Genomic DNA, 15,959 nt, shown 5'->3' with positions numbered 1-15,959 from the left:
ACGGCGCCTTCGGGCGCCGTTTTCGTTCGTACTGCTTTCTCCCCTCTCCCGCTGGCGGGAGGGGGAATGGGCCCCGCTTCAGACCTTGAAGCGCGCGACCAAGTTGTTCAGATCGATCGCCAGGCGCGACAGCTCCTGACTGGCCGCGCTGGTCTGGTTGGCACCCGCCGAACTCTGCAGCGAAAGATCGCGAATGTTGACCAGATTGCGGTCCACTTCCCTGGCTACCTGGGCCTGCTCTTCCGACGCACTGGCAATCACCAGGTTGCGTTCGTTGATCGAGGAAATCGCCTGGGTGATCAGCTCCAGTGCCGTACCCGCAGCCTGGGCTACCTCAAGGGTGGAACGGGCGCGACTGTTGCTGCTCTGCATCGAACCGACCGCCTGATCGGTGCCACTCTGAATGGCGCCGATCATCTGTTCGATCTCCTGGGTGGATTGCTGAGTGCGATGCGCCAGCGCGCGCACCTCGTCAGCCACCACAGCGAAGCCGCGCCCTGCATCACCGGCCCGCGCCGCCTCGATGGCAGCGTTGAGTGCCAGCAGGTTGGTCTGCTCGGCGATGGAGCGGATCACGTCGAGCACCTTGCTGATCTCACGAACCCGCTCGGCCAACTTCTCGACCTCACCCGCGGTGCCATTTACATCATCGGCCAGCTGACTGATCGAGCTCACGGTCTGGCGTACCTGCTCGCGTCCCTGCAGCGCAGTAGCATTGGATTCACGTGACGCCTCGGAGGTGCTTACGGCATTGCGCGCTACCTCTTCGACTGCAGCAGTCATCTCGTTGACTGCCGTAGCAGCCTGCTCGATCTCGGTGTTCTGCTGATGCAGGCCGCGAGTCGAATCTTCGGTCACCGCATGTAGCTCTTCGGATGCCGACGCCAGTTGATTGGACGAATCAGCGATGCTCTGGATAGTGCTGCGCAGACTCTGCTGCATGCTTTTCAGGGCGCTGAGCAAACGCGCGGGCTCGTCGCTACCTTCAGCATGAATCACCCGCGTCAGATCGCCAGATGCCACCACCTCGGCCACCCGCACCGCTTCACTCAACGGCGCGACAATGCTGCGTGTCAACAGCATCGCCAGCACGATGGTAGCCAGAGTCGCCAGAATCATCATGGCGATGACCCAGATACGTGCTGACTCCGCCACCTGCCTGGCCGATTCGCCTGCTGCCACAGCGCTCACACGATTCATCTCGATCAGCTTGGCGAGGCCCTGCATCATGGCATCGGCATGCTCGTTGAGCACGCCGCCAGCCACCTCGATGGCAGCATCGAAATCACCCTGGCGTAGCGACTCCACGATTCGAGTCTGCTCCTGCAAGTATGCCGCCTCGGAGCGCTTGAACTCGTCGTAGATGCCGCGCTCCTCAGTGCTGGAAATCAGTTGTTCATAGGCCTCCTGGCTCTTGGCAAGGGATGCGCGCACGTCCTCAACCAGCCGAAGATTAGCCTGCACCTGTGCCGAATCGCGATTAAGCATCGAACGCAAGGTAATGGCACGCAACCGCAAGATATTCTTGGACACATCGCCAATGGCCAAGACGCTTGGCAGCCAATTCTCATTGACCTCGTCGGACCGCTCGCGCATTTCCCCCATCTGCATCAATGAAAATATTCCAAGCAGCACAACCAGCAGAGCGACCAGTCCGAACCCCAGAGCCGCACGGGGGGCGATTGAAAGATTACGCAGCGACATTTTTGAAGCTCCCATTGCGCGCAAAAATCGAGACATCCTCAGCCATACCTGGCCAAGGATCGGGAGGATTGCGCTGATCCCTGACGGCTTATCGGCCTTATGTCCGCGCGCTTTATAAGGAAAAAGGAAAATATTCTATCGGCGCAGCGCCTTGGTCATTGGCTGATCGACGAACCAGCGCCAGTGCTGAACGCGCGACGCTTCATCCCGTTGTTACTTCCAGTCATAGACACACTGAGCGCGCAGGCACGGACGAAAGCCTATGAGTTGGCGCATCGCACATCATCCACGAGTCGGCCCGGAGACAGGCTGACCATGGGCAGGCGTTGCCGGCCACGCAGAGCAGCCATACAGCCGAGTATGGTGAGTCGCTTGCATCGCGCCTCAAGCAAGGCATGCTGCAACGCTGGATGATGACCGCGCTTGCACCCGGCTGGATGAGGGCACGAATTGGCTCGCTAAAGCCAGGAGAGACAGTGACCTGACCATCGCCCTGCTTGATCGGGAGAAACGCCGGCAACATAGATGTGACGCCAGCGCCCCTTGGCCCATCATGGGCAATTGGATCGGCATGCTGGCGTCATGCCCGACGCTCACCTGCGTCAGGCATTGCTACATGCGCTGAACGATCCATGGAATGGACGGATGTGCGGCCCCAGTAAACCGGAGCATGCGCAGCGAAAATGCTTATCCAGCTGGTGATCAGCGCACCATGAAGCGCTGTTCGGCCAGTTTGCGGTCGCCCTGATAGACGATGAAATGCCACTCGCCGGGCACCACTTCGTGATGTTCGGTGAATTCGAAAGCCATCACGTCCTGCGGGGCACCGACTACCAGCTTCTGCTGTACTTCGAACTTGTCATGACGCTGACCATCCGGGGTGACCACACCCGGGGTGAGGTACAGCAGCGTCAGCGGCGTATCACCCTCGCGCTTGCCGGCCAGGCTGTAGCGCATGCCGAACTTGGTGCCGAGCTTGGCGGGAATCTGCTCGGTGCGCTCGATTTCCTGGTTGCTGCGAGTCAATACCCGCTCGCCTGGCTGGTAGTCCTGATACTGGCTGCTGAAGATGCCGTATTCCACTGGCCCCTCGACACGGACGTCAGCCTGGCTCAGACCTGCCCAGGCGAATAGACCGGCCATCATGGCCACTCGGGTGTAATGCATGGTGCGCTCCTCGTTGAGATGAGCGCGAGCCTATGACGCCCGGATGACAACCTGATGACAGTCGCACTAAGGGGCAGGCCTCCCTCATCCGGCGCTACGCGCCACCTTCTCCCAGAAGGAGAAGGGCATGGGAGATCGTCACTGCGTGACGTCCACTCTACGGATCCAGCTCGGCCTGCACCTTGCGTGGCAGCACGGAAAGGAAGTTGTCACGCGCCACCTTGTGCGCGACGTCCTCTGGCAGCGCATCGAGAAACGGGTCGAAGCCCTTCATGTACTCGCCCAGGCTGCCGAAACGGCCGACCACATCCGAGCCCAGCATGAAGCGCTCCGGGTAACTGCTGACCAGATGCACCCACTGCGGATCAGGCGTGCCGTTTTCGTCCAGCAGGTAGGGACGCAGCATGGTCCAGGACAGATCAATATAGAGGTTCGGGTATTGGCCGAGCATGCGTTCGACCGTCTCCAGGAGGAAGTCGAGTTTCTCCTGATGACGATGAATCTCGGCACTGGTGCCAGCATGCGCCCAGATGAAACGCACATGCGGATGATTGCGCAGCGGCGCCTCGATCTCTTCCAGATAAAGCGGATTGCGCTCGCGCTTGGAGGTGATGTTCGAATGCAGCATCACCGGCAGGTCATATTCGGCAGCCAGATGGAAAACCCGCGCCAGCGCCTCGTTGTTGGCGCGCGGTGCGCTGCCATGAATCAACGCGGTGAGATCGTCGTGACGAGTGAAGACCTCACCGATGCCCTGCCAAAGGCCGGGATCGAGCTCCAGCATGCGGCGGATATGCGCATCGGCGTTCTTGTCGTTGGGGTTGAAGCCGGAAAGAAACGGATGGAAGCGTTTACGCTGCTCGGCGGGCAGACGCTTGTAGGCGGCGGCGATAAACACGTCGGTAGCGCTGTACCAATAGGCATTGGCGTCATCACCGGCGTAATAACGCGGACGCCTGGGCTCGTCCTCATCCCATTTCTTGGCCACCGGAATGCCGGAGAACATCACATGATCGACGTTGTTTTCCGCCATTTTCTCCAGCAGTTCGTCCATGCCGGCGCTTTCCTGGAAGAAGTCCACGTAATGCAGGTGGGAGTCGCTGTAACGGTATTCGCGGGCCTGAGCGCTGCAGGCGATAGCGGCGCTGAGCGCGAGTATCCATGGCATCGTTCGAGATGTGAGCAAGGCGAGTCCTCCTGACGGTACGAGCAGCATAGACCGCCTAGCGGCCCGGCAAGTTCGGAGGTCACCCCACGCCATTCGCATCAGCGCCCCCAAAAGAAGCAGGCAATCAGGGGCTGCACCAAGCGGGAACATTAATAGCTGGCTAACGGCCTGAAACGGCCATGGGTACGTCAGCCGATGATGGCACCTGGCTTGCAGTGACTCAGGCAGACCAGACAGGGGAATCATCATGTTGCAGTTGCTGCGCAAGCCAGCCCGCAAGGCCCAGGACGAGGCCGCATTGGACGCTCTGTTCCAACAGCACGACCTCACCATTCGCCTCCCGGAACACTATCAATGGATGACTCGCCTGAACGACTTCAGCGCAGGTCTCCAGCAACGCATTCGTGCCAGCCTCGGCGCCGCCGTCGGCATCGCCGCGCATGCGCCACAACTGGCGCGCATTGCCGCTGCCAACCAACAAAGCGGGCAGACGCTGGCACAGTCCTCGGAGTTGATCGCCAGCGCCAGCGAGCAGGTCACCACCACACTGGACGCCGAACTGGTGCCCGGTGCTGGCGAAGTCGCGCGCTTGTCCGCCGAGGTTTCCGCCACCCTCAACCAATGCCAGCAAAGCGGCCAGGCGGTGTTGCGCCAGGTCGAAGTGATCGACGCCAGCGAAGCGCAACTGGCTCAGGTGATCCAGCATTTGGCCGGACAGCTCGATGAAGTGAGCAAGGTCATCGGCGTGATTGCCAGCATCTCCCAGCAGACCAACCTGCTCGCCCTGAACGCCGCAATCGAGGCCGCTCGCGCGGGTGAACATGGTCGCGGCTTCGCCGTGGTCGCCGAGGAAGTGCGGCGTCTGGCTGGCCATACCACCGATGCCACCGGCCAGGTCAGTGGCATCATCGAGCGCTTTCGCGAAGGCATGCAGCAGCTCGGCGATGCCGGCCAGCACATGAACCAGGCCGTGGCCGACGGCCGCACCGGTATTCTCGCCGTCAGCAGCGGGCTGGACAGTACGCGCCAGGCCATGGATCGCCTGGACGCTCAGGTCGGCCAGATCGCCGCAGGCACGGAGCAGATCGGCCAGGCCGTGCGCTCGATCAATGGCGATGTACAGAACATCGCCCAGGTCGCCAGTGAACTGCTCGGCAAGGCCGGCCAGGTACTGCATCACAGCAAGGCTGTGCGCGAAGACGGTGATCGCCTGCTCGCAGGGCTCGGCGACTTTCGCCTGGAAATTCACGCAGCCGTGCGCGCCAGCGTCGAACAACTGGCCAAACGTGCCGAGCTGGTCAGCGACATGACGGCGGCCGAACGACTGCTTGCCGATACCCTGGCGCGCGACAGCCGTTTCGAGCTGTTCTACCTGGTAGATAGCCGCGGCGTACAGATTTCCGAGAACATCTTCGCCGCCGATGTGGCCCACGGTGAGGGTGCCAGCTGTCGCGGCCACGACTGGAGCCAGCGCCCCTGGTTCCGCGCCGTGGCCGAGCGAATGGAGAGCCATATCACCCAGGTCTACCGTTCCTCGGCGACGGACGATTTCTGCTTTACCGTTTCAGTCCCCATTGTCGATGAACGCGGCCAACTGCTGCGTGTGCTGGGAGCGGACGTGAGGCTCTCGGCGCTGGTGTGATCGGTGCCGACTGGGCTAGGCTGGCCTCTGTCGATTCGTCACACCTCAAGGGAAGCGCCATGATCCGCATTCACAACAACAAGGGCCTGCAGCAGCAGATCGAAATCGGCTCGCACCTGCTCACCGGTGACGTCTCGCCCGAGCAGGGCGGGGATGGCGCCGGACCGGAACCGCACGATCTGTTCGACGCAGCCCTCGGCACCTGCAAGGCCATGACCCTGCTGCTCTATGCGCGCCAACGCGGCCTTCCGCTGGAAGGCATCGACGTGCACGTCGAGCGTGACGACAGCGAGGAGCGCCAGGGCAACTACCGCCTGATCGTCGATCTGACGCTCAAGGGGCCACTGGACGAGACTCAGCGCCAGCAACTGCTGCGCGTGGCGGACAAATGCCCGATCCACAAGCTGATGACCACCACCGACATCCAGGTCGAAACCCGCTTGGCGGGAGCTCAGGCATGAGCGAGTTGCAGCTGATCCGCCCGCGCGCCGAGGACATTTCCGGCCAACCGATTCTGCGTCCCCTGCCCTCGGCACGCTTTCGCAGCATCGGCCCCTTCGTGTTCTTCGATCACATGCTGGAGCATGACTACCCGGCCGGCAAAGGCATGAACATTGCCCAGCATCCGCATATCGGCCTATCCACCCTCACCTACCTGTTCGAAGGCCAGCTGCAGCACAAGGACAGCCTGGGATCTGACCAGTTGGTGGGCCCCCGCGATGTCAGCTGGATGACCGCAGGGCGCGCCGTCGCCCATGTCGAGCGCACGCCGCCCGAGCAGCTCGGGCAGAACAAGCGAGCGCACGGCCTGCAGGTCTGGCTGGCCTTGCCGGAAGCCGAGGAACAGTGCGAACCGGCTTACAGCCATCACCCAGCCGCTTCGCTACCCCGCAGCGAGGCCATGGGCGTGCAGATCACCCTGATCGCCGGCAGTGGCTTCTGCCTCGAATCGCCGGTGCCGGTTCGCTCACCGACCCTGTATGCCGAGCTGCGCCTGGCCGCCGGTGCCAACCTGCTGATACCCGCCGAACACAGCGAACGAGCCCTGTACCTCATCGATGGCGAAGCGGAGCTGGATGGCGAGCCCCTGCCCCGGCACACCATGGCAGTGATCCCGGCAGGCGAAACGCCCGTGCTCAGCGCCTGCGGCGAATGCCACCTGGCCCTGATCGGCGGCGAACCCATTGGTCCACGGCGAATCAACTGGAACTTCGTCGCCACTACGCCGGAACTGATCGACCAGGCGCGCCAGCGCTGGGCAGCGGGCGACTGGCCGCAGGTCCCAGGTGAAACCACGCGCATCGAACTGCCGCGCTGAGACTGCTGTTCAAACACAGGCGCTGAAAGGCGCCTGCCGTTCGCAAAGGATTGCCATCTTGCCCCTGTATCGCCCCCTCGCTGGCCTGCTGCTGTTGCCCACGCTAGCCCTGGCCGACCTACCCAGTTTCGAGCCTGAGCCCGGGCAGCATGCCCAGGTACAACAGCACGGCGAACGCTATTTTCTTCAGCAACCCGACGGCAGCCGCCTGGAGCTGAGCATCCCCGAAGGCAACGACGCTGAAGCGCCGAGCTTCGCCGTCGAGGACTACGACTTCGACGGCCACCCGGATCTGGCGATCAGCGTGCCGGCCGGGATGGTCAACTCCGCCTACCACGTTTACCTCTACCGCCCGCTCCTACAACGCTTCGAGTGGTTAGAGATGGCGCCGACGCTGATGGAACGTGTCAATTGCTCATGGCTGTCGGAGCTGCAGCCCAACAATGAGGAGCGGGCGCTCTACAGCCACTGCCGCAGCGGGCCACGCTGGTACTACGACGCCTACCGCTTCGATGAGTCCGGTGCCCCCTGGCTGTACAAGACGCTGCAGGTGCGCCACGACTACGATCCGGATGCACCTGTATTTTTCCCGGTGTTCGAGAAGACACTCGACCCTCAAGGTCGGATCATCGCCAGCCGCGCGCTCGACGATGATGATCAGTCACTCACCTGGACGGTGCCCGCTCCGCGCCTTTACCTCCACGAACGACCGGAAGAAAACAGCCGGAGCAAGGCTTACCTGATCGCAGGGGACGTCTGCGAAGTCCTGGATCAACAGGGGCGCTGGCTACAGATTCGCTACGTCTCGCGCAAGGGTCCATTGGAGCGCTGGGTTTCACTCGATGATGCCTATGCCCAGGCCCAACCCTGAAGCCTCACCCGTGTGAATACACGACAACGCCTTCGCAGTTTTTTGTTACCTGTGCGTGATCCAGAAGCTCAGTAGCCGGGTATAAGCTGCATGCGGATTTTTCAGGCCAACGGATGACCCATGGCAGATCGCGAGTTCGATTACGAAAGTACCCTGGAAGCCTGCGCACGCGGCGACGAACGTGCCTTCCAGACGCTCTACCGGCAAGAGGCCGGGCAATTGCTCGGCCTGGCCATCAGCATGCTGGGCCGGCGGGACATTGCCGAGGACTGCCTGCACGACGCCTTCGTGCGCATCTGGCAGCACGCCGCGCGCTATCGGCGCGAACTGGGCAGCGGCCGCGCCTGGGTGCACAGCATCTTGCGCTACCGCGTGCTCAATGCCTTGCGCAGTGGCAACCGGCATGTCGAAGTGGACGATGACTTCATCGAGCGTGTGCTCGACGACAGCCCGCAGGCCGAAGCGCAAACGCTGGAGCAATCCGAGCAGCGCCTGTTGCGTAGTTGCCTGCAGCGCCTGGAAAAACCGCGCCGCCATCCAATTCTGCTGGCGTTCTACCGGGGTCTGACACACGAGCAGATCGCCAGCCGCCTGAGCACACCGCTGGGCACCATCAAAGGCCGTATCCGCGCCGGCCTGCGCGCGCTGCAGGAGTGTCTGCAAGCATGATTACGCACGATCCCGAAGAACGCCGTGCCCTGATTGGCGAGTACCTGCTCGGCTTGCTCGACGAACATGAAGCAGCCGAGGTGCGCCAATTGCTCGAAGAGGATGAGAGTGCCGCCCGTATGGCCCTGGAATGGGAACGGCACTTTCTCGAACTGAGCGACCGGCTACCGGCACATGCACCCTCCCCGGCACTCTGGGCACGCATTCGGCAGAGCCTGGGTCTACTCGACGAGCCTCGCTCGACCCCGCTGGCCAACTGGTGGAACAGCCTGCTGACCTGGCGTCTGACTGCCGCCGCGCTAGCCGTTGCCCTTTTGCTTGCCGTGCTGATGCCGCTGTTGCGCGCCCCGGATATCGCTGGCGAACGCTTTACCGTGGTGCTGCAGCAACCGGGCGAAGCGGCCAAGCCGGGTTGGGTGATCCAGGTCGGCAGCGATGGCACGCTCTCGCTCGATCCGCTGGTCGCCGATCAGGTCCCAGAAGGCCGCGCCTTGCAATTCTGGACGCTGATCGACCCAGCCGACGGTCCACGTTCGCTGGGTCTGGTCGAAGCCGGCCAGCCACTGCGTCTGCCTGCCGAGCAGATCGGCGCCGTACAGGCCGGGCAGTTGTTCGAGCTGACCCTCGAACCTGAAGGCGGCTCGCCATACAACCGACCTAGTGGTCCGGTGCTTTACATCGGTCGCGCCGTGCTGGCCAGCGCCAACTGAGTGGGTTGCCGGCCGCAAGGCCGGCAACCTTTGCAGCAGCCGATTACCCTGTGAAAAATATTTTCATCCGCCGACATCCAACGCCATTCCTCGTGGGTATAGCTCACAGGTGTTTCGTCGAGGCACCTGCGAAACCGGCCAACCGGCTTCGTCTCGATGCTGAAACCTTTATGAGGAACAACCATGAAACGCATCACTACCCTTTGCACTGCCAGCCTCCTGACCCTGAGCGCAGGTGCCGCCAGCGCCACCGAACTGCTCGCACTGGGCGCCGATGGCAAGCTGTTCAAAGTCGATGTCGCCAGCCTCAAGGTCACCGCCAGCATGGCCGTCAGCGGCGCCAGCGACCTGCGCGGCCTGGATGTGCGCCCGGCCAGCGGCCAGGTCTACCTCCTCAGCGGCACCGATCAGCTTTACACCCTGGACGAAGTCAGCGGTAAGGCCACCGCAGGCAGCAAGCTGCAAACCGCGTTGCCAGGCAGCGGCCAGGCCGTGGTCGACTTCAATCCGGTGGCCGATCGCCTGCGCCTGATGAGCCCGGACGGCACCAACCTGCGGGTAAATGTCGATAGCGGTGAAGCGGCCGTGGACGGCAAGCTTGCCTATGCCACCGACGGTCCCTACGCCGGCAAGCAGGCAAAAGTCGTTGCAGGCGCCTACACCAACTCCTATGCCGGCACGAAGAGCACCGCGCTGTACAACATCGACCTGGCCAGCAGCAGCCTGATGCTGCAGAACCCGCCAAACGATGGCGTGCAGCAACTGGTCGGCAAGGTCGCCGATGGCCTCAAGGCGGCCGCCATGGACATCGCCAGCGATGGCATGGGTGGCAACATGGCCTATGTGCTGACCGGCAAGACCCTGCACCAGCTGGATCTGGCCAGTGGTAAGCCCACCACCCTGGGCGACATAGCCGACCTGCCGGACGGCATCATCGATATCGCCGTACTGCCCGCGAAGTAAGATGAAAAAAGGCTGTGCCCACTGGGCGCAGCCTTTCGTTCAACGCTTGCGCAAAGCAGGCGTCACTGCTCGGCGAATACCTCATCGAACAGATCGTTCATCGCCTTGAATGCCCGCGCGGCGACCACCGGATGGTATTCGTTGCGACCCGGCACGTTGGCCTTGGGATTGGTAAACGAGTGCACGGCGCCGCCGTAGCTCACCAATTGCCAGTCAGTCTTGGCCGCCTTCATCTCGGCAACAAAGCCATCGACCTGCGCCTGCGGTACGGCGGGGTCATCGGCCCCATGCAGCACCAGTACCGGCGCCTTGATGTTCTTGGCATCCGCCGGGTTGGGCGTATCCAGATTACCGTGGAAGGATACGAAGCCTTGCAGCGGCGCCCCAGAACGGGCGAGTTCCAGCACCGTACCGCCACCGAAGCAGAAGCCGATGGCGCCCAGCTTGCTGAGGTCCAGTGCCACTTCGCCGTTCTGCGCCTTGAGCACCTCGACTGCAGCCTGAGCACGCTTGCGCATCAGCGGGCGATCTGCGCGCACGGCAGTGGCCGCAGCACCCGCCTCTTCGGCATTGCCGGGACGGATGGATTTGCCGTACATGTCGGCGAGAAACACCACGTACTTGTCGCCCGCCGCCCGCGCGGCCTTGGCTACGGTATCGTCGTTCACGCCCATCCAGTTGGGAACGGCGAGCAGCCCGGGGCGCGGCGTGGTGACCGAATCGTCGTAGACCAGTACACCTTCGAAGGCTTCGCCATCGATTTCGTACGCAACCGTCTTGGTCACGACCGCCGCATCGGCAAAACCCGCGAATGCGGCGCACAACAGGGGAACCAGTGTCTTCTTCTGCATGGTGAGGCCTGCCCTTGTATTGGTAGGCCCCTGACAATAGCCTCACCGTCGACAATCACCAAGTCGAGATGGGGCGGGTTTCAGACAGGAGGTTTCAAGCGGCTGGTTGTTCGGCCCAGCGCTCCTTGATCTGCAGAATCTCGGGCAGGCAGGCGATGAACAGCTCGACCAGGCGTGGATCGAAGTGGCGCCCACTCTGTTCACGGAGGAAAACGACCGCATCCTCCACGGACCAGGCCTGCTTGTAGGGGCGCACGCTGGTCAGCGCATCGAACACGTCAGCGATGGCGACGATGCGGCCCTCCAGGGGAATCTCCTCGCCACTCAAGCCATTGGGGTAACCACTGCCATCCCACTTCTCATGGTGCGACAGGGCAATGCGCTGCGCCGTGCGCAGTAGCCCTGAGCTGTGCTCGCCGATGATACGCGCACCAATTTCCACGTGCTGGCGCATCACCTGCCATTCCTCCTCGTCCAGCTTTCCCGGCTTGCGCAGCACGGCGTCGGGAATACCGATCTTGCCGACATCGTGCATCGGCGCCGCGTTGAGCAGTTCCTCGGCCGCGCTTTCGCTGAAGCCGGCGGCCAGCGCCAGCACCTTGGAGAAATGGCTCATGCGAATGACGTGCAGGCCGGTCTCGTTGTCCTTGTACTCGGCAGCCATGCCCAGCCGCTGGACGATCTGCAGGCGGGTCTGCCTGAGTTCATCGACACGTACCAGCGACAGATGAGTGCGCACCCGAGCACGCACGATGGGCGGGCTGATTGGCTTGGTGATGTAGTCCACCGCGCCAACCTCGAAACCGCGCGCCTCATCTTCGACATCGCCCAGGGCGGTCACGAAGATCACCGGAATCGTCTTCAGCTGAGGACTGCCCTTGAGCTGCTCGCATACCTCATAGCCGGTCATGCCCGGCATCATGACATCGAGCAGGATCAGGTCGGGCCGTTCACGTTCGGCCATTTCCAGCGCGCGCGCCCCCTCTTTGGCGAACAGCAGGCGATAGTCCTCCTGCAGGATATGGCGCAGCACCTGCAGGTTGGTGGGTTCGTCATCGACCAGCAGCAACAGCGGACGCGTATCGGCAACCAGGGTCATGATGGGGTCGTTTCCTCGTCTTGCAGTTGTAGCAACAATTGATCGAGCACACGCAGGGCCTGATCGAAATCGAAGTCATCCAGCGCCTGACGCATATCGTTCAGAGCGGCGCCATAGGCTGTACCCCTGGCGGCCTGCTCCATGATGGCAAGGCTTTCATCATCCAGGCCGCCCCGCTGCAGCGCCTGTCGCAGCTGACTTGCCTGTTCACGCAGCGAGCGCAAGTCGACAGCCGAGCTTTCAGCCGAAGATACGGCCTCAGGCACCTGCGGCACCACCTCCTTGACGGTCAGAAGAGCCTGCTCAAGTTCCGCGATCAGTGCAGGTAAAGCCTGCTCGTCCTGAGCCTGAAACGCCCGCTCGACCAACTGCCCCAAACCGGCCAGGCTGCCCATCGCCAGATTGCCGGCGGCACCGTGCAGTCGATGCGCGAGCGCCTCACCTTCGTACCAGTGGCGCGCCGCCAGCAGTTGGCTGAGGCGCGCCGCCAGATCATGCTGTTCGGCAATGAAGGTATTGATCGCCTGCGCCATGCGCAGCGGCCCACCCCACAGGCTGCTGCCACGGACCCAGTCGAACAGGCCATCGTCGGCAACCCGGGTGGCACTGACCACTGCGCTGGGTACATCGGTCAGCCCGAGCAGTCGGGCGATTTCCCAGAGCAGCGCGTTGACATCCAGTGGCTTCGAAGCAAAGCCATTCATACCCGAGTCCAGCGCTGCCTGACGATCCTGGTCGAGCACGCTGGCGGTCAGGGCAATGATCGGAATCGGCTCTCGTGCCTCGGCCGCTTCCAGCTGACGAATCCGCCGCGAGGCTTCAAGTCCATCGACACCCGGCATCTGCACATCCATCAGGATCAGATCGAAGCGCTGCTGGGTGAATGCCTGCAGTGCGCCTTCACCATCGGCGACGCAGTGTACGCGATGGCCGAAATGCTCCAGGGTCAGTTGCAGCAGCTCGAGGTTCTGCGGCACGTCATCAGCCGCGAGGATGTTCAACTGCCCCAGCTCAGGCAGCACGGCACGTTGCTGCGAGGCCAGACGCTTGCCGGCACGCAGCGGCAACTCGACGCTGAAGCAACTGCCCTGCCCTTCGGTGCTTTCGACCCGCAAGCGCCCACCCATCAACTCGACCAGCTGCCGGGAAATGGTGGTGCCGAGGCCGGTACCGCCAAAGCGCCGGCTCATCGAGGCATCAGCCTGAGCGAAAGGCTCGAAGATCTTCTCCAGGCGATCGGCTGCGATTCCGATGCCGGTGTCCTTTACCGCCAGGCGCATTACGCCCGGCTCACCCGTCACTTTCAGACGAATCTCGCCGTGCAGGGTGAACTTGACCGCATTACCGAGCAGGTTGGTCAGGACCTGTTGCAAACGCAGTGGGTCACCACAGAAGAACTCGTGGGTCGTTGCCGGGTAATCCAGATGCAGCTGCAGGCCTTTGCTCTCGGCCGTCAGCCGCTGCGTCGCGAGCACCTGCTCGCACAGCTCGCGCAGGGAGAAATCCAGTTGTTCCAGTTCGATGGCGCCACGGTCGAGCTTGGCCGTGTCGAGGATGTCATTGAGCAAGCCCAGCAACGAACGCGACGAATGCTGTACGGTGCTCAGATGGCGACGTTGCTCGCTGGAAAGCGGCGTTTCCAGCAGCAGGTCGGTAAAACCGATGATGGCATTCATCGGCGTACGAATTTCATGGCTCATGTTGGCAAGGAAGCTGCTTCGCGCGGCAGCGGCGGCCTCGGCGCGATCACGGGCAGCCCGCAGATCCTGTTCCATGACCCGGCGCGGGGTCAGGTCGGTCGCCAACTTGACGACCTTGAACGGCTTGCCGTCGGTATCGAGGATCGGGTTGTAGCTGGCCTGAATCCAGACTTCCCGTCCTCCCTTACCAAAGCGGTGGTATTCACCTGCACGAAAATGACCTGCACGCAGATCCATCCAGCCCTGGCGATAAGCATCGCTCGCCACCAGTTCAGGATCGCAGAGCATGCCGTGGTGGCGCCCTACCACCTCCTCCTTGGCATAACCAAACAACGCCAGTGCATTGTCATTGATGTCGAGGATATTGCCCTCGAGGTCGAACTCGATCAAAGCCATCGCCTTGCTGATCGCAGTGACCTTGCCTTCATATTCGGCATTGCGCCGCTTGGTTTCGGTCTGGTCGAGCAATACGCCATCGATCCAGCGCGGCAAACCGTTTTCGTCGCAAACTGCGCTACCACTCTCCCAGATCCAGTGTTCCGCGCCATCGCGGTCGAACAAGCGGTATTCGACAACGTAGTTGCGGCCTTGCTCGATGGCCTGCATCACCTCGTCTGCGACTCGCTGATAGTCGTCCGGGTGATACATCTCGGCAATCGAACAGCGGCGACTGATGAAATCCTCCGCACTCCAACCGGTGAGGGGCTGCACCGCATCGCTGATGAATATCATGGTCCAGTCCTGATCCAGCGTGCAGCGGAACGACACACCAGGAATGTTGCTGATCAACGAACGGTACTGCTGCTCGCTGTCACGCAGGGCCTTCTCCATGGCATGTCTTTCGCTGATATCGGCGACGAATACCACGAACAGCGGACGACTACCTGAATGGGTGATACCAACGCTGATGCGTACCGATTTCTCGTTGCCGTCACGAGTCAGACACATCAGTTCCTGCTCACCAGCCGGCATCGTCAGGCGACCTGTCCTGAGGTAATCGGCCAGTAGGACTTCGACCTGCTCAATGTAGCGAGCCGGCATCAGTGAGCGCATGTGCATGCCCACCAGTTCTTGCGGTGCCCAGCCAAACAGACGCGAGACCGCGCGATTGGCCGAGCGCAACGTGCCGGTGTGATCGACGGTGATGATGGCATCCAGAGCCGTGTCGAAGATCGAGCGCAAATGCTGCTCGCTGGCCTTGAGTTGAAGACTCATGCGGCGGTAACGCAGTAGCGTATTGACCGCCACCACGAAGACCGTCAGAGCGACGGTCAGCAGCGTGATGGCAATGGCGATATAACCACTGTCGACCACTGCCATCGGAGCCTCGGACTCCGGCGTACCGACGAAACGCGCCGCCGCCATGCCGGTATAGTGCATGCCACTGATTGCCAGGCCCATCACCAGGGCGCTGAGCAGAAGCGCCCATAATGTCGGCAAACGCCCCTCCAGACCGAAGCGTACCCACAACGCCAGAATGGCCAGGGCAACGGCAACGACGATGGACAGGGCGAACATCCAGGGGTCATAGCGCAGCAGCGGCGCCATCTGCATCGCCGCCATACCGCTGTAGTGCATGGCGCCGATACCGGCCCCGACCAGTACACCACCTACACACAGCTGCAACAGGCTCAAGTCACGCCGCGCCAGCAGGCTCAGCGCGACCCATGAAGCAGCCAGGCTCGGCAGCATCGACAGTAGCGTGATGCCCAGATCGAATCGCACCGCCGCACACAGTTCGAAGGCGAGCATGCCGAGAAAATGCATGGACCAGATGCCGCCGCCAAGCGCGAGCGAACCGGTGAGAATGGTGATTTGCCTGGCGACCGGATGCGAACTGTCGCGCGCTTCACCGGCCAGCTGCAGCGCCATGCCGGCGGCGAATACGGCAATAGCCAGCGACAGCAGCACCAGGGAAGTGTCGTAACTACTGAGCACAAGGACACTCGGGTCCGCGCCCATCAAGAAGAACAACTCGAAAATCGACATACCACCCCAAGGCACTGCAGAAAGCCAGCCAATTGCCAGCATCTGAAACGACAGGGTCGCGCTTGTCAATTAAAGCCGATCAATCGCGCTCATAGAAAAGCCCGCCGA

At 62.2% G+C, this 15,959-nt stretch carries 13 protein-coding genes; 7 read left to right on the top strand and 6 right to left on the bottom strand.

Features of this window, described 5'->3' with window-relative positions; genetic code table 11:
• Window positions 1-78 precede the first annotated feature (78 nt).
• The 3 genes from INS93_RS19955 to INS93_RS19945 all read right to left on the bottom strand — a co-directional run bounded on the left by INS93_RS19955 (window position 79) and on the right by INS93_RS19945 (window position 4,039).
• The gene (locus INS93_RS19955) at window positions 79-1,704 is read right to left on the bottom strand and encodes a methyl-accepting chemotaxis protein (protein WP_192985127.1); all 1,626 of its coding nucleotides are present in this window, start codon (window positions 1,702-1,704) and stop codon (window positions 79-81) included.
• Window positions 1,705-2,406: 702 nt separating this feature from the next.
• Complete coding sequence (locus tag INS93_RS19950; RefSeq protein ID WP_074914790.1) at window positions 2,407-2,871, bottom strand: DUF3859 domain-containing protein; 465 nt, start codon at window positions 2,869-2,871, stop codon at window positions 2,407-2,409.
• Between the two features lie 157 nt (window positions 2,872-3,028).
• Window positions 3,029-4,039, bottom strand: coding sequence for an amidohydrolase family protein (locus tag INS93_RS19945; RefSeq protein WP_192985213.1), 1,011 nt, complete (start codon window positions 4,037-4,039; stop codon window positions 3,029-3,031).
• Window positions 4,040-4,286: 247 nt separating this feature from the next.
• Here INS93_RS19945 and INS93_RS19940 point away from each other — a divergent pair, with 247 nt between their 5' ends.
• The 7 genes from INS93_RS19940 to INS93_RS19910 all read left to right on the top strand — a co-directional run bounded on the left by INS93_RS19940 (window position 4,287) and on the right by INS93_RS19910 (window position 10,212).
• On the top strand, window positions 4,287-5,681 hold the full coding sequence (locus INS93_RS19940; protein ID WP_192985125.1) for a methyl-accepting chemotaxis protein: 1,395 nt from the start codon (window positions 4,287-4,289) through the stop codon (window positions 5,679-5,681).
• A gap of 59 nt (window positions 5,682-5,740) precedes the next feature.
• Window positions 5,741-6,142 carry an OsmC family protein gene (locus INS93_RS19935; protein ID WP_192985123.1) on the top strand — a complete coding sequence of 134 codons (402 nt, stop codon included), beginning with the start codon at window positions 5,741-5,743 and terminating at the stop codon, window positions 6,140-6,142.
• On the top strand, window positions 6,139-6,999 hold the full coding sequence (locus tag INS93_RS19930; protein WP_192985121.1) for a pirin family protein: 861 nt from the start codon (window positions 6,139-6,141) through the stop codon (window positions 6,997-6,999). Before INS93_RS19935 ends, INS93_RS19930 begins: the two co-directional genes overlap by 4 nt.
• A gap of 58 nt (window positions 7,000-7,057) precedes the next feature.
• Window positions 7,058-7,870, top strand: a complete 813-nt coding sequence (locus tag INS93_RS19925; RefSeq protein ID WP_192985119.1) for an FG-GAP repeat protein — start codon at window positions 7,058-7,060, stop codon at window positions 7,868-7,870.
• A gap of 120 nt (window positions 7,871-7,990) precedes the next feature.
• A complete protein-coding gene (locus tag INS93_RS19920) occupies window positions 7,991-8,539 on the top strand; it encodes a sigma-70 family RNA polymerase sigma factor (RefSeq protein ID WP_192985117.1) in 549 nt (182 codons plus the stop codon).
• Window positions 8,536-9,249 carry an anti-sigma factor gene (locus INS93_RS19915; RefSeq protein WP_192985114.1) on the top strand — a complete coding sequence of 238 codons (714 nt, stop codon included), beginning with the start codon at window positions 8,536-8,538 and terminating at the stop codon, window positions 9,247-9,249. Before INS93_RS19920 ends, INS93_RS19915 begins: the two co-directional genes overlap by 4 nt.
• A 183-nt stretch (window positions 9,250-9,432) precedes the next feature.
• The gene (locus INS93_RS19910) at window positions 9,433-10,212 is read left to right on the top strand and encodes a DUF4394 domain-containing protein (protein WP_192985112.1); all 780 of its coding nucleotides are present in this window, start codon (window positions 9,433-9,435) and stop codon (window positions 10,210-10,212) included.
• A 62-nt stretch (window positions 10,213-10,274) separates the two neighbouring features.
• On the opposite strand, the gene INS93_RS19905 is transcribed toward INS93_RS19910, so the two are convergent.
• From INS93_RS19905 to INS93_RS19895, 3 genes are all read right to left on the bottom strand, one after another.
• Complete coding sequence (locus INS93_RS19905) at window positions 10,275-11,063, bottom strand: dienelactone hydrolase family protein (protein ID WP_192985110.1); 789 nt, start codon at window positions 11,061-11,063, stop codon at window positions 10,275-10,277.
• A gap of 94 nt (window positions 11,064-11,157) precedes the next feature.
• A complete protein-coding gene (locus INS93_RS19900) occupies window positions 11,158-12,162 on the bottom strand; it encodes a response regulator (protein WP_192985108.1) in 1,005 nt (334 codons plus the stop codon).
• Window positions 12,159-15,800, bottom strand: a complete 3,642-nt coding sequence (locus INS93_RS19895; RefSeq protein ID WP_319017563.1) for a PAS domain S-box protein — start codon at window positions 15,798-15,800, stop codon at window positions 12,159-12,161. The genes INS93_RS19900 and INS93_RS19895 overlap by 4 nt, the downstream gene beginning before the upstream one ends.
• Between the last annotated feature and the right edge of the window lie 159 nt (window positions 15,801-15,959).

Origin of the sequence: Pseudomonas sp. EggHat1 (assembly GCF_014892995.1) — a bacterium.
Taxonomy (GTDB): Bacteria; Pseudomonadota; Gammaproteobacteria; order Pseudomonadales; family Pseudomonadaceae; genus Aquipseudomonas; species Aquipseudomonas chaetocerotis.
The sequence above is the reverse complement of the archived record's forward strand: the minus strand, read 5'-3'. Positions and strand labels throughout refer to the sequence as shown.

What these genes read in the sequence shown, in the direction of transcription:
- INS93_RS19915 (WP_192985114.1), top strand. Translation starts at nt 8,536, where the DNA reads ATGATTACGCACGATCCCGAAGAACGCCGTGCCCTGATTGGCGAGTAC.
- INS93_RS19935 (WP_192985123.1), top strand. Translation starts at nt 5,741, where the DNA reads ATGATCCGCATTCACAACAACAAGGGCCTGCAGCAGCAGATCGAAATC.
- INS93_RS19930 (WP_192985121.1), top strand. Translation starts at nt 6,139, where the DNA reads ATGAGCGAGTTGCAGCTGATCCGCCCGCGCGCCGAGGACATTTCCGGC.
- INS93_RS19910 (WP_192985112.1), top strand. Translation starts at nt 9,433, where the DNA reads ATGAAACGCATCACTACCCTTTGCACTGCCAGCCTCCTGACCCTGAGC.
- INS93_RS19905 (WP_192985110.1), bottom strand. Translation starts at nt 11,063, where the DNA reads ATGCAGAAGAAGACACTGGTTCCCCTGTTGTGCGCCGCATTCGCGGGT.
- INS93_RS19950 (WP_074914790.1), bottom strand. Translation starts at nt 2,871, where the DNA reads ATGCATTACACCCGAGTGGCCATGATGGCCGGTCTATTCGCCTGGGCA.
- INS93_RS19945 (WP_192985213.1), bottom strand. Translation starts at nt 4,039, where the DNA reads ATGCCATGGATACTCGCGCTCAGCGCCGCTATCGCCTGCAGCGCTCAG.
- INS93_RS19900 (WP_192985108.1), bottom strand. Translation starts at nt 12,162, where the DNA reads ATGACCCTGGTTGCCGATACGCGTCCGCTGTTGCTGCTGGTCGATGAC.
- INS93_RS19940 (WP_192985125.1), top strand. Translation starts at nt 4,287, where the DNA reads ATGTTGCAGTTGCTGCGCAAGCCAGCCCGCAAGGCCCAGGACGAGGCC.
- INS93_RS19920 (WP_192985117.1), top strand. Translation starts at nt 7,991, where the DNA reads ATGGCAGATCGCGAGTTCGATTACGAAAGTACCCTGGAAGCCTGCGCA.
- INS93_RS19955 (WP_192985127.1), bottom strand. Translation starts at nt 1,704, where the DNA reads ATGTCGCTGCGTAATCTTTCAATCGCCCCCCGTGCGGCTCTGGGGTTC.